Consider the following 14,018-nt stretch of genomic DNA (forward strand, 5'->3'; position numbering starts at 1 on the left):
CAGATATTCATGGTATTCTAGTTCAGTTACCTTTACCAAAACATATAGACAGTAACAAGGTATTGGAAAGAATTGATCCAATAAAAGATGTCGATGGATTTACACCCATTAACGTTGGCAGGATACTTCTAAATATATCCGACATATTTCCATGCACTCCCAAAGGGGTGGTTAAAATTTTGGATGAATATAATATCCCCATAGAGGGTGCGGACATAACAATAATTAACCGAAGTAATATTATTGGAAAACCTTTGGCAGCCATGATGATAAATCGGGGCGGAACAGTTACCGTCGTTCATACTAAAACAAAGGACTTGAAAGAAAAGACAAAGCATGCCGACATAGTTATAGTTGGAGTGGGGAGAACTGATTTTTTAACTGCAGATATGGTAAAAGAAGGGGCCGTTGTAGTTGATGTGGGGATAACTCGTAACGTGGATGGCATTAAAGGTGATGTCAAGTATGACAAGGTCAGCAAGAAAACATCTTATATAACTCCAGTTCCAGGAGGAGTTGGCCCTATGACAAGAGCAATGCTTCTGGAAAACCTTATAATCTGCTTTATAAAACAGAACGATTGTGCAAGATGATTTTCTAGAGGCGTTAAAGCTTATTGGGTCTAAACCAGGACTTGAACGATTAAATTCAAAACTTGGGCTCGAAAGAATAAAGTTTCTTCTTGAAAAAAGCGGAATAAGCTGGGAAGATATACCTGTAGTCCACATAGCAGGAACAAACGGCAAAGGCTCAGTTGTTACTTTTATATCTGAAATTTTTTCTCAATCCAACTACAAAGTGGGGTCTTATATATCACCTCATCTGATTGATATATACGAACGGATAAAAATTGGCGATAATAATATTTCCTCAAAAGATTTTGATAGAATCCTTTCTGAATTAAAATCCTATTGTGAAGAAGCAGAAAAATTGATGGACATCGGAAGTCCAACTTTTTTTGAAGTTTTAACTGCCGTTTCTATTATTTATTTTGCCGAGAAAAAAGTTGATGTTATAGTTTCTGAAGTTGGCCTTGGAGGTAGACTCGATGCGACTAATATACTAAACGGTAAATCCGTCGCAATAACAAATATTTCCCTTGATCACCAGGAAATATTAGGCCATAGCAAAGAAGAGATATTAATTGAAAAAGCGGGAATAATAAAAAAAGGATCATTAGTTTCTTCTTGCATTGATTTAGAATTGGCACCGTTGCTAGAAAATATCTGCATAGAAAAAGGCGCTACATTAAAATTATTTAATAGGGATTTCAAAGCAATTGAGAAAAAAATTAGCTTCGAGGGCGCCGTTTTTGATTATCGTTCAAGTGATAATTTCTTCAAAGATGTTAAAATCAGGATGATAGGAAGGCATCAAATAGCAAATGCGGCATGTGCAATTAATTTGGCGGAATCCATGGCTTCACATGGATTTGAACTAAACGAAGATTCAATCAGGAAAGGCCTTGAAAAATCTATTTGGCCAGGGCGCTTCCAAATATTGAGAAGAAATCCAATGATTTTAGTTGACGTCGCACACAATACAGCTGGTGCAAAATCTCTTTCAGAAACTTATAACGGTTTATTTACAGATTCAAAAACACTTTTACTCGTTGGGATATCTGTAGATAAGGATATTGATGGTATTTTGAATGAATTTTCCAAAATTTCAAAAAGAATAGTCTTGACAACAATCCCTCCGAGATGTGCAAATATTAATATTCTTGAAGAAAAAGCAAGGAAGTATTTCAACGATATTAACTCTTTTGACGATCCACTCAAAGCTTTTGATTATTGTGTGTCAAACCTTAAAAAAGATGAAAAATTACTCATCACTGGGTCCATATATATCGCTGGATACATATTGAAAGGAAGGAAATTACTTGGCAGTTGAAAATAAGAGATTATTTTTTGGCTCAATGTTGGGATTCTATAAATCATTTTTTCATGGGTTCACAATGGTTCTTTTTAGTATATATTTTACCACGCTAGGGATATCTTTACTACCCTACGCATTATTATTTGTTATCGGCGATGGCGTTTCTTTTTTTCTTAAACCGCTAATTGGCGCTCTGTCGGACAGAATAGGGGAGAGGTACTTATTGCTAGTTGCTTTGACACTATCCTCAGTTTCCGCTTTTCTCATTTCCTTTACTAATAATCTTCTGTATCTGGCGCTACTTCAAGTATTAGTTGCAGTTTCTCTTGCCACATTCTTGACCGTTGTGATAGTTTTCTCGCTTAGACCTATAACACAAAAACCTGAGAGGAAAGTTAGTATTTTTGGAGGAATTACTGGATTGGGATGGGTATTTGGTCTTTTGCTTCCAGGATTATTTGTAGATATACTGGGATTAAAAGGAGCTTTCTATTCATTATTTTTAATCGGAGCATCTATAACAATAATTTATATATCCTTCATGAAGGAATTCAAATTTGAATTAAGGGAGAAGAGCTACCCTTCAATTCAAACACTGAAAAAAGTATTAGATCCTTTAGTATACAAGACATTTGACATAGCAGTGTTCACAGCATTTTTGATATTCTTTGTAAGATTTGCCATAGGAAAACTTGGAATGGCTGGGTCTATTGTTTCATTGATAGTTGCATTTGAATCACTTGTTTTTGGTCTTTCTGAAATTCTTATAGGACGTTATGCAAAGATTGAAAGTAAAAGGATGTGGATTAAATGGGGCGCATTAATCCATATAGCCGGGATTACGTTATTGTTTTTTTCCAACAACATTGTCTTATTCTTTTTATCTTCAGGCCTCATTGGATTGGCCGGGGCATTCATTGATGTTTGGTGCTATTCTTTCTTGTGTGAGGTAATAGAAGTTGCAAAAAGAGGGACAATTTTCTCTACATTTTCACTAAGTCAGGACCTTTCTACAATAACTGGTTCAAGTCTTCCAGCTCTTGCATCATTTTTTGCAATAAATCCGTTCGCATCAATGCTACTCTTTCCGGCAATAATTCTTGTTTATTCTATTAAACGCAGTTGATGATCCGTTTGTTAGTAATAATCCTATCCATTTTGATATCATGTTTTTGGATAGGCAATGAATCAAAAACCTGAAACTCATAAGCAAGACCGACTTTAAGTCCTCTAGTACTCATTAAGAATCTGTCAAAATAACCTCCGCCTCTCCCTAGCCTCTCGCACCTGCCCCCAAAGGCAAGGCCAGGAATAAATAATAATTCTATTTCTTCAGGATTGGTACTTTTAGTGTTCTCATTTGGTTCAAGGATATCGAAGTTTCCGATTTTTAGATCCCTCAAGTCTTCAATTTCTCGTATTTCAAGAGAATTATCCTCTTTTTTCGTCAAAGGAACACAGACCGCCTTTCCAAGAATCATTGAATGAGTAATCAGATCAATTGTATCTACTTCTTTATCCTTTGAAACATAAGTGAAAATAGTGTTTGCTGAACAATATTCCTCGAGACTATAGATAGTCTTTCTTATTTTTTCATCCATAATGCCCTTTTTAGCATAATCTAGGTTCGCCATTTCTTCTTTTATTCTGGCTCTTAGCTCAGACTTAGAAAGCATAAACTAAATAACGAAAACTTTTTAAAAAGATTTACAATTGAATTTGAAATCAAGATGGTTAAGATGGAAAGTGACATCGACATAGCAAATAAAGCACATATCTGGCCCATAGAAAAAATCGCCGAAAAAGCAGGGATTAGTGAGAAATATCTTGAACTGTATGGAAAGCATAAAGCAAAAATAGATTTGTTAATCCTAGAAACCAATGAAAAAAATACTAAAGGTAATCTAATTTTAGTAACTGCGATGAATCCAACACCGTATGGTGAAGGAAAGACCCTTACCACCATAGGATTGGGCCAAGCTCTATGCGCTCTTGGAAAGAAAACAATAATTACTTTAAGAGAGCCATCGATGGGCCCTGTGTTTGGTGTAAAAGGTGGGGCCACAGGCGGGGGGCGTTCACAAATCCTTCCAATGGAGGATATTAATCTACATTTCACAGGCGATATTCATGCAGTTCAAGCTGCACATAACCTTCTGGCAGCTATGCTCGATACCCATATTTTGATGGGAAATGAACTTGACATTGATATTAATAATATTGTGTGGCCCAGAGCGATTGATATGAATGACAGGGCCCTAAGAAATATCGTGATTGGACTTGGCGGTTCTGGGAATGGTATTCCCCGCGAATCAAAATTTATTATTACTGCAGCATCAGAAATAATGTCAATTGTGTGCCTTTCAAAAGATATAGTGGACCTTAAAGAGAGACTCTCCAACATTACCATTGCGTTTGATAGAAAAGGTAATCCCATAAATGCAGGAAAATTAAAAGTTGAAGGTGCACTGGCAGCGATATTAAAAGAAGCACTTAAACCAAACCTTGTTCAGACAATTGAGCACACACCTGCAATTATACACGGTGGGCCTTTTGCCAATATATCAATTGGTACAAATTCGATAATTGCGACCAATATAGCCCTTAAATTGGCCGATTTTGTCATAATTGAAGCTGGATTCGGTGCAGACTTAGGTGCAGAAAAATTCCTTAACATCGTTTCAAGAAAAGGTAATTTTTCCCCTTCTGCGGTAGTATTAGTCGTCACATGCAAGGCAATAAAGTACCATGGCGGATTAAAGGATATTATTACCTATCACGATGAAGAAGCGTTCTTAAAAGGCCTAAAAAATGTTGAAAAACATATTGACAATCTCAAATTATTTGGAATTCCAGTAGTTGTATCAATTAATAAGTTTAATTTTGACAGAGATCAGGAAATTGAAATGATAAAGTCACTTTGTGCAAAGAAGGAAGTGCCCGTGACTTTATCCAAAATGTTTTCAGAAGGAGGCAATGGTGGAATAGAACTTGCAAATATAGTATTGGAATTGTCAAAGCAAAAGAATAATTTCAAGCCACTTTACGAACTAACCGACGATATTGAAAAAAAGGTAGAGATAATTGCTAAAAAAATCTACGGTGCAAAACGTGTAATATTTGAAACAAAACCCAAGAAAAAGATTGAATTATATAAAAAACTTGGATATGGAAATCTGCCAGTATGCATTGCTAAAACTCAATTGTCTTTATCTGATGACAAGAATCTAATTGGAGTTCCACCTCCTTTTGATCTTGAAGTAACAGATGTTGAACTTGCAAGCGGGGCTGGCTATATTGTAATAATTTGCGGTAATATTACCCTAATGCCTGGTCTTTCAAGATCGCCGGCAGCTGTAAAAATGGATATCGATGACAAAGGAAACATAAAAGGGCTAATGTAGAATAAGCTTATCTTAATAATATGTCCTTAATAGGTATACTTTATTTATTTTTTGGCTCAAAATGGCCAGTTATTAATAGAAATTAATATATATATTTTCTTTTAAGCTTTTATTATGAACAAATTTCCGAGAGAAAAGGATATTTCAGGCTGTTCTATATTCGGATTAATCAATACTGACGGAGAAAAGGTCAGTGGCAGTGTTATCACTGAAGCAATTTCTGTTCTCCATGATAGGGCGAATGGCCTAGGTGGGGGTTTTTCTGGATATGGGATATACCCAGACTATCCAGATGATTATGCATTCCATTTATTTTTTGATTCTGTCAAGGCAAAAGAGGAAACTGAAGAATTAATTAATAAACACTTTCTAATTGAATACGACGAAAAGATTAGAACTGATAATTCTATTAATCTTCCTAATAAGCCATTATTGTGGCGATATTTTGTTAAAAATAGGAATATCTTGTCCAAAGATTCCGAAAGAGAAGAGACTTTCAAGGCTGTAATGGATATCAATAATAACATTGAAGGTGCATATGTAATCTCAAGCGGAAAAAACATGGGGGTATTCAAAGGCGTGGGGTACCCTGAAGACATCAGTAGATTCTATCGTCTTGAAGATTACAAGGGTTATATATGGACCGCGCACGGAAGATTCCCCACTAATACTCCTGGGTGGTGGGGCGGAGCGCACCCTTTTGGATTGCTTGACTGGACTATAGTCCATAACGGTGAAATATCTTCTTATGATACCAACAGAAGGTATCTTGAGATGTACGGTTACAGATGTAATCTTGTAACAGATACTGAAGTAATAACTTATCTTTTTGATTTTTTAGTTAGAAAGAATAATCTTACTCTGTCGCTAGCATCAAAGATTCTTGCAAGCCCAATGTGGGTAGATATAGACAGAATGGAAGAAAAAAAGAGAGAGTTGTTAAAAGCATTGAGAATGACCTATGCCGGGGCACTACTCACAGGACCATTTTCTGTTATTCTAGGATTTGAGAATGGGATAATGGGCCTCGGGGATAGATTAAAACTTAGGCCACTTCTTGTAGGAAAAAATGAGAATACAGTCTACATGTCAAGTGAAGAATGCGCAGTGAGGAAAATTTGTCCGGATCTTGATTCAGTTTACAGGCCAAAAGGTGGAGAGCCTGCAATAGCTTTGTTGGATGGTAAATATGTCTAGTGTTATTCCTGAATTTATTGTAGATAAAAATGAAGACAGATGCATCAAATGTAAGGTCTGTGTAAGGCAGTGTTCTGAAGAGGTCTTCAAGTACTTTGAAGATTTTGATTTAATCCGTATTTACAATGACAAGTGTGTTGGATGTCATCGGTGTGAAATGATGTGCCCAACAGATGCTTTGACTATAACTAAAAATAAAGCCCTTTACAAAGATAACTTTCATTGGAGCTCATACACTATTAATAGTATAAAAAAACAGGCTGAAACTGGGGGCATGACACTTACTGGCAGTGGTAACGATAAGGCTTACGTTTCTTATTGGGACAGAATGCTACTCGATGCTTCGCAAGTTACAAATCCTCCAATTGACCCTCTAAGGGAACCGATGGAACTAAGGACATATTTGGGTAAGAAACCTGACAGAGTTATACTTAAAGAGGAAAATGGGGAAATATCTCTTGATACTAAGTTGGCACCTCAGATAAAACTTGAAACTCCAATTATGTTTTCCGCGATGTCTTATGGTTCTATTAGTCTGAATGCGTGTGAATCTCTTGCATCTGCAGCCTCTAGACTCGGTACATTTTATAACACCGGGGAAGGGGGGCTCCATAAAAAACTGTACAAATATGGCAAAAACACTATTGGCCAGGTAGCTTCTGGAAGATTCGGAGTCGATACAGATTACTTAGATACCTGTGCAGCAATTGAAATTAAAATTGGCCAAGGGGCGAAACCTGGAATTGGTGGGCACCTCCCTGGGGAAAAAGTTACCGTAGAAATATCTGAGACAAGAATGATTCCTTCAGGCACAGATGCAATATCGCCTGCGCCTCACCACGACATATATTCTATTGAAGATCTAAAACAACTAATTTCTCTTATTAAGGAAGCAACTAATTATGAAAAACCTGTTTTTGTAAAAATAGCAGCTGTTCATAATTCTGCCGCTATTGCATCTGGAATTGTTAGGGCAGGCGCAGATGTCATTGTCATTGATGGATTTAGGGGCGGTACAGGTGCTGCACCTTCTGTAATTCGGGACAACACAGGCATTCCTATTGAGATTGCACTTGCTGTGGTAGATCAAAGATTAAGAGATGAAAGTATCCGAAATGAAGTTTCAATAGTAGCCGCAGGTGGGATAAGATCAAGTGCAGACGCTGTCAAAGCAATGGCTTTGGGAGCAGATGCAGTATACATTGCAACTGCAGCATTAATCGCGATGGGATGCACATTGTGCCAGAAATGCTACAAGGGAAAATGTAACTGGGGTCTTACAACTCAAGATCCAGTTTTAACAAGAAGATTAAATCCCGAAATAGGGTCTGAGAAATTGACAAATCTTGTCAACAGCTGGAACCTCGAAATAAAAGAAATTCTTGGAAGCATGGGGATAAATGCAATAGAGGCTCTTAGGGGAAACAGGCTTAGATTGAGGGGAGTTGGACTTACAGAATTGGAATCTAAGATACTAGGCATTGAGCATGCGGGGATGTGAGCATGAAAAGAAGAATAATATGTAATGAAGATTTCTGCATCGGGTGCAGATTATGTGAAGTACACTGTAATGTTAAGCACTCTAAGTCAGGGGATATAATTCTGGCATATAAGTATGAAAAGGAAAAAGAACCCTCGCGGATGGCATTTGAGCAAAAGGAACACGTATGTGGATCAATTGTGTGCATGAATTGCAAGGACCCTCTATGTATCAGAGCATGTTCAATGGGGGCAATAAAAGTCGAGGATGGAACAGTTATAATAGATGATGAAAGATGTGTTGGTTGCTGGATGTGCGTTATGGTCTGTCCTTTTGGCGCTATAAAGAGAGGGGACAAAAAGGCGTTCAAATGCGATCATTGTCATGGTGAGGAAGTACCCATATGCGTTCTTAACTGCCCTAACAAAGCACTGGTATACGAGGCTGATTAGATGAAATACGTTATTATTGGAAATGGTGCGGCCGCAGTTGGGGCTATTGAAGGCATAAGGAGTAACGATAAGAAAAGTGAAATAATATTAATTTCTAAAGAAAATTGCATATCTTACTCAAAACCTCAACTATACAAAATGCTAAACCAAGAAAACGTAAAGAGCATATATTATAGGAATGAAGAATTTTACATTAATAATAATGTATCAACTATTCTGGGGAAGACCCTAAAATCAGTTGACTTTAACAAAAAACTATTGATATTAGAAGATGACAACATAAAATATGATAGATTGCTTATTGCTACAGGCGCTAAAGCAAATGTGCCAAAACTTAAAGGATTTGATGGGGAAATCTATTCTTTCACAAATATTGATGAGGCTGTGAGACTCAAACAATCTCTTGCCAATAAAGAGAAGATAGCCGTTCTTGGAGGGGGGCTAATCGGGGTCAAGTTATCAGAGTATCTGCATAAGATGGGGAAAGAAGTGATCCTTATAGTAAGTTCCAAAGGGGTATTAAGTTCTCTTGGAGATGAAAAGATTTCTGAAATCCTTAATAACGAGATTTTAGAAAAAGGAGTCAATTTATTGCTTTCAAGAAAAATAATTGAGGCCAAGAAAATAGATTCAAAAATTGAACTTAAACTTGACAAGGGAACTATAACATGTGATGCAATAGTCTCCTGCAAAGGTGTAAAACCTGAAGTTTCCCCGTTTGAGAAATCAGAACTTTCAATCAATCAAGGCATAAAAGTTGATGATCATATGAGGACTAACATAGATGATGTCTTTGCTGCAGGGGATGTAACTGAAATGTATAATTCTATTGAAGATGCCTATTGTAATATACCTATTCTTCCGAATGCATACAGCGGAGGATATTGCGCAGGAACCAACATGTCTGGTGGTGATTCCAAGATTGAAACAGTTTATCCCATGAATTCTCTTAAAATATTTGATGTCCAGATGATAACAATGGGACTATTATCGCCTACTGAAAAAGATGAAGTAATGTCTTTATTTGATTCTGAAAAGAAAGTTTATAGAAAACTTGTGATTAGAGGGGAAAAACTAATCGGCGCAGCACTTCTTGGAGATATAGACCGCGCAGGTATCTTTAACAATATTATCCGAAGTAACTTAGATGTTTCTTCTATAAAAGAAGAATTATTAAACAACAAAATTAATTTTTATGTCCTCCCCCGCGATATGAGGGAAGTCATTGTAAAATCATACACAGAGGGGATTAAATGATTCTAAACTGCAAAGGGCTCAACTATACTGAGATAAACAAGTCCATACGTAAGGCAATAGAAGATGGTGAAAAAGAAGTAGTAATGAACAATATAAATGGTCAGGGATATCTATTTGCTGGAGTAAAGAATGGGATAAGGGCAATAATAAATGGAGTACCAGGAAATGATCTGGGGGGTATGATGGACGGTCCAAACATATTTGTCAATTCCAACATACAAGACTGTGTCGGAAATACAATGAATAACGGTAAGATAGTTGTCCATGGCGATGCTGGAGATATCTTAGGCTATGCTATGAGGGGCGGAAAGATATTTGTCAAGGGAAAAGTTGGGTACAGATGTGGAATCCACATGAAGGCATTTGGAGAAAAGATTCCCGTCATAGTAATAGGTGAAGATGCTGGTGATTTTCTTGGAGAGTATATGGCTTCAGGCATCATAGTCGTTTTGTGCAAAAACAAAACTAAGCTTGAAAGCAATTACATTGGAGTCGGAATGCATGGAGGGGCCATATACATTAGAGGAAATGTCGATGAATATAATCTTGGAAAGGGCGTTTCAGTATCCCCTCTCGATGAATGGGATATTAATTTCTTAACAAACGTTCTAAACGAATATTCAACAGATATGAACTCTAAAGAGAAATATGATCTAAATTCATTTGTAAAACTAAGCCCATTAAACTCAAGACCTTTCCAGAGACTGTATAGCTACTAAGAAACATTAATTATTTAAACTTTAAACAATCAGTAATGGCGATGAAAAAAACATTCATTATTTTTGGATTGATTGTATTAGTAGCAGTTGCAGCCATGTGTGCAACACCTGGCTCAAATCAACAACAAACAAATACCCAACAACAAACACAAACAACTTCAAACTCTCAATCTTCCGGCACAGGAGAAGTTCTTTTCAACGAAAAATACACTGTAAAGGCCAATAGTTACATGTGGAATAGAATTCCCGTTACTAAAGGAACTAAAGTAGATATCTCTTTTGAATCCACAGATAATAAAAATTTAGACTTGTATATAATGACTGATATACAGCATAATTGGGTTAACGTTTATGGTACTAAAGAATTACAAAAACCAAATAATTACTTGAAATTTTACTCAGGCACTAAATCAGAGTTTCAATACACTTTTCCAGAAGACGGAACTTACTATTTAGTATTCGTCAATACAACAGATCTCCCTAGAGAATTTTATTATAGTGGAACAATAGTTTCCGGGGACAAATTAGAAGATATCGATTATGTCATATGTAAAGGTACTGGGCTATCTTTTGGTAGAGAGAAATACGGTTCTTGCGTGACATACATGCAAAAAGGAGAAACAATCAATATTTACTATAGTGTTCAACAGAATGAATACAGAAATCGATTTATTAAAATGTACGTACTTGACGGTACTGGATTTACAAGTTGGACCAAATCTCCCTTTGACTACGTTGGCAAGATCTACGTTGATTCGACAAACGATAGAGAACGAAGCTATGAGCAATTAAAATGGACTGCACCAGAAAAAGGATACTATTATTTCGTGTTTTGGAATAGGGATTCGCCTGAAACTTTAAAGCTTGACTATAAAGTATACAAAGACCTTAATTAATTATATATTTTTTTAATTTTTATTATATATCTCGAATAGTTCTTTAGCTTTACTTTTTGCAATATTTTTTCAAGGATAGACTTATAAGATTATTGCAATTACATTAAATCCCGGCGAAACAAATGAGTCTGATATCAAGGATTTCTAGTTATCTTGATACGTTAAAGTATAGTGTAAACCCTGATAAATTGAAGGATAGTGACTACTTTCTTGATACGTATCTAAAACTAAAAAGAGATTATGAAGAATTAATCTCGATTAGGCGAAAAATAGAGTTCTTGGGGTATCAAAATCCTTATTTTGTTATTAAAGGTATCAAGGATGCACAGGATCCTTATTTCAGAAAAAGGGCAATGGAAAAAAAGATCTGTTTTGACAATATTCAGCACGCTATTGCCGCACACAGAGTTGCCATAGGTCAGTTAATAGACGCTATGGGATTTGAAAAAGAGGGCATAATATATGTCGGGCATGAAGCCCTGAAGTTTACCGAGGAAGGCGGGGAAGGAAAATTTATTTTTAGTCCAGATGGTGTCTATAGATTAGGCATAATGAAATACCTTTCTTTTTCTGGGGAGTATATGAAGACTCTTTTTTCCTTAAATAAGGAGGAGAGAGAGAATTATAGGAAGATAATGGACATGCTTGGGGATAAATCAAAGAGCAAGCCATCTTCTAAAAGGAGAATCCCCCAAGAATACGGGATGATGGGGGGTCCAAAAGAGTATTCCCCTTTCAAAAAAGAAAATCCTCAATATAAACGTGATTTTTATGATGAAACGATTGATCTGGGCAGGCCTCCAATATATGATAAACACATAAGAAAAGTCCTCTCGATAGCTTATGCACCTTTTGGAGTCGACGCAATATGCGAAGACATAGCGCTCTTTTATCTGAAAAAAACTTATATGGAGCGAAAGATATATGGAGGCCCATTTCCTACAATTGACCCAGAACCAAATGAGGCATTGTTAGGTAGGTTCTATAAGACTGTGCTATTGAAGGAAGGGATGATGAATACACTAAAAGATATGAATCTAAAAGAGAAGAACAGCCTAGTTGCTGCAATTTCATATTATTTAGTGTCAGAAGATTATGACAAGACCCTCCTATTTTTTTCTATAGATAACAATGAATTTGAATCTGCTTTGATAAGGGCTGGAAATTATGGGGTAATACCTAAAGAGAGCAAGCATCTTCTTGAAAGAGTAGTCAAGACTGGTGAAAAAAAAGATATAACAAAGAAATTTTTACAAGAACTTAAGGGGGCTCAAGATTGAAAAAGATAATCGCAAAAAATAAGAGAGACCTTATAAAAAAGTTAAGGATTGATCTTTCTAACAAAGACGAAAAAATTTATATCAACATGAGGCCATCAGTTGACATTATGGTTGAAGTATTAGAGCATGCGCCAAATATAAAATATATTCTTTGCCCAAAAAGTCTCTATTCCTTGACATCAATTAGGGTCAAAAAAGCATTGGAGCGCGTTGGGGTTCTTCTTGTTCCTTTTGGAGAGGGTGCTGGGAGACCAAACAAATACGATGACGAAACAGTCAGCAAATTAAAAAAAATGTATGAGCTAGGTGTTCCTGTAAAAGAGATATCAAAAAGTTTAAAGATCCCCCTTAGAACAGTTTACTACATTGCAAATGAAGAAGAACTTCAATAAGCTATCCTAAATCCCTTATATGGATTGCATTTTGTTTTGAAAATACAAAGTAAGTTTTATTATGTATATTAATTATTTTTAGCGGGATTTCTTCTTTAGCAATTTCATTTTTTGTCAATATGTCAAAGTAGTAGTCAAGCTTTAGGGTGAATTCTTTCCCGGTAAGTATATCCCATAAAATGACATAGTAATAATCACCGTTTCTTTTAAACTGCCTAATCCAGTCACTCCCTCCTGAAAGATTTTTTCTGGTAAATGTGCTCACATTACCGTCTTTGGAATATTCAAAAAAAACTGTGTCAAAAACATACCATCCTTCTTTTCCAGAATAGCCGGTTGCAACGACATCTTCACCAATTAATTCAAGAGAAAGACCGCCATCTTCCCAATTTCCATTGTCAAAATAGTCAACCCAAAGAGTTTCAAAGTCTTTGCTAAGCTTGCAGACGAACATATCATAGTTGTTATTTTTTGATTCACCAGTAAGATAAAAGTTACCTTGATCGTTCTCTAAGATTTGATAAGGCCTTTCAAATGGGCCAATATTCAATATTTTCTCTGCAATGATTTTTCCGTTTCGATCCACTTTTATAACAAAACTATCCGACTCTCTTTTGTATGTAGAATAGCCTAAAATAGTAACTTCCTGATTATCGTTTACTGTAAAAGAAGATAAAGCATCCATATCTGAGAATTTTATTTTCACTTCCCATCTTTTGCTGAGGCTTGATGTAAGTTTTACAAGAGTGTTATTTCCGTCTCCAGAAGCCCCCAATAAATAAGTGTTAGAGTACTTGTCATTTAGAATTCTATAAATTTTAAAATTTCCAATTGTCTGTTCTCTTAAAAACTGGCCATTTTTAGACTTAATAATAAATGAATCATCACTATCTTTTATTTCTCCTGCAATATAAAAACTATCCACACTTGAATCAAACGAGAGGTCTTTGACTATATATTCATCATCTAGAGTATATAAAACAGAATCTCCAGATGAAAGTGGAGAAAGACTTGAAAAGGCAAGTATAGCAAAAACAAAAAAAGACAAGATTAGCTTCATAGC

General features: G+C 36.0%; 14 protein-coding genes. 12 read left to right on the forward strand and 2 right to left on the reverse strand.

Annotation, left to right across the window (positions count from 1 at the left end; genetic code table 11):
* The 3 genes from PLI06_06660 to PLI06_06670 all read left to right on the forward strand — a co-directional run.
* The coding region (locus PLI06_06660) for a bifunctional 5,10-methylenetetrahydrofolate dehydrogenase/5,10-methenyltetrahydrofolate cyclohydrolase (GenBank protein HOI77275.1) at window positions 1–593 on the forward strand (593 nt) is incomplete at its 5' end.
* Window positions 583–1,893, forward strand: a complete 1,311-nt coding sequence (locus tag PLI06_06665) for a folylpolyglutamate synthase/dihydrofolate synthase family protein (protein ID HOI77276.1) — start codon at window positions 583–585, stop codon at window positions 1,891–1,893. The genes PLI06_06660 and PLI06_06665, both read left to right, overlap by 11 nt.
* Window positions 1,883–3,004, forward strand: coding sequence for an MFS transporter (locus PLI06_06670; GenBank protein ID HOI77277.1), 1,122 nt, complete (start codon window positions 1,883–1,885; stop codon window positions 3,002–3,004). The genes PLI06_06665 and PLI06_06670 overlap by 11 nt, the downstream gene beginning before the upstream one ends.
* Here PLI06_06670 and PLI06_06675 read toward each other — a convergent pair.
* Entirely contained in the window at window positions 2,991–3,554 is a 564-nt protein-coding gene (locus tag PLI06_06675) for a 5-formyltetrahydrofolate cyclo-ligase (GenBank protein HOI77278.1), read from the reverse strand. The genes PLI06_06670 and PLI06_06675 overlap by 14 nt on opposite strands.
* A gap of 63 nt (window positions 3,555–3,617) precedes the next feature.
* Between PLI06_06675 and PLI06_06680 the strand changes: the two genes are divergently transcribed.
* The 9 genes from PLI06_06680 to PLI06_06720 all read left to right on the forward strand — a co-directional run bounded on the left by PLI06_06680 (window position 3,618) and on the right by PLI06_06720 (window position 12,955).
* Window positions 3,618–5,282: a formate--tetrahydrofolate ligase gene (locus PLI06_06680; protein HOI77279.1), complete on the forward strand. Its 1,665-nt coding sequence runs from the start codon at window positions 3,618–3,620 to the stop codon at window positions 5,280–5,282.
* Between the two features lie 114 nt (window positions 5,283–5,396).
* Window positions 5,397–6,479 (forward strand): glutamine amidotransferase family protein, encoded by a 1,083-nt coding sequence (locus PLI06_06685; GenBank protein HOI77280.1) that lies wholly within the window; start codon window positions 5,397–5,399, stop codon window positions 6,477–6,479.
* Window positions 6,463–7,980 carry a glutamate synthase-related protein gene (locus tag PLI06_06690; GenBank protein HOI77281.1) on the forward strand — a complete coding sequence of 506 codons (1,518 nt, stop codon included), beginning with the start codon at window positions 6,463–6,465 and terminating at the stop codon, window positions 7,978–7,980. The genes PLI06_06685 and PLI06_06690 overlap by 17 nt, the downstream gene beginning before the upstream one ends.
* A 2-nt stretch (window positions 7,981–7,982) precedes the next feature.
* Window positions 7,983–8,411 (forward strand): 4Fe-4S dicluster domain-containing protein, encoded by a 429-nt coding sequence (locus PLI06_06695; GenBank protein HOI77282.1) that lies wholly within the window; start codon window positions 7,983–7,985, stop codon window positions 8,409–8,411.
* On the forward strand, window positions 8,412–9,668 hold the full coding sequence (locus PLI06_06700; GenBank protein ID HOI77283.1) for an FAD-dependent oxidoreductase: 1,257 nt from the start codon (window positions 8,412–8,414) through the stop codon (window positions 9,666–9,668).
* Window positions 9,665–10,387, forward strand: a complete 723-nt coding sequence (locus PLI06_06705; protein ID HOI77284.1) for a hypothetical protein — start codon at window positions 9,665–9,667, stop codon at window positions 10,385–10,387. The genes PLI06_06700 and PLI06_06705 overlap by 4 nt, the downstream gene beginning before the upstream one ends.
* A 41-nt stretch (window positions 10,388–10,428) precedes the next feature.
* Window positions 10,429–11,283, forward strand: a complete 855-nt coding sequence (locus PLI06_06710) for a hypothetical protein (protein HOI77285.1) — start codon at window positions 10,429–10,431, stop codon at window positions 11,281–11,283.
* Window positions 11,284–11,405: 122 nt separating this feature from the next.
* The gene (locus PLI06_06715) at window positions 11,406–12,563 is read left to right on the forward strand and encodes a DUF530 family protein (protein ID HOI77286.1); all 1,158 of its coding nucleotides are present in this window, start codon (window positions 11,406–11,408) and stop codon (window positions 12,561–12,563) included.
* Entirely contained in the window at window positions 12,560–12,955 is a 396-nt protein-coding gene (locus tag PLI06_06720; GenBank protein HOI77287.1) for a helix-turn-helix domain-containing protein, read from the forward strand. Before PLI06_06715 ends, PLI06_06720 begins: the two co-directional genes overlap by 4 nt.
* A gap of 1 nt (window position 12,956) precedes the next feature.
* On the opposite strand, the gene PLI06_06725 is transcribed toward PLI06_06720, so the two are convergent.
* Window positions 12,957–14,015 carry a hypothetical protein gene (locus tag PLI06_06725; protein ID HOI77288.1) on the reverse strand — a complete coding sequence of 353 codons (1,059 nt, stop codon included), beginning with the start codon at window positions 14,013–14,015 and terminating at the stop codon, window positions 12,957–12,959.
* Window positions 14,016–14,018: the final 3 nt, after the last annotated feature.

It is taken from the genome of Methanofastidiosum sp. (assembly GCA_035362715.1).
Classification (GTDB): Archaea; Methanobacteriota_B; Thermococci; order Methanofastidiosales; family Methanofastidiosaceae; genus Methanofastidiosum.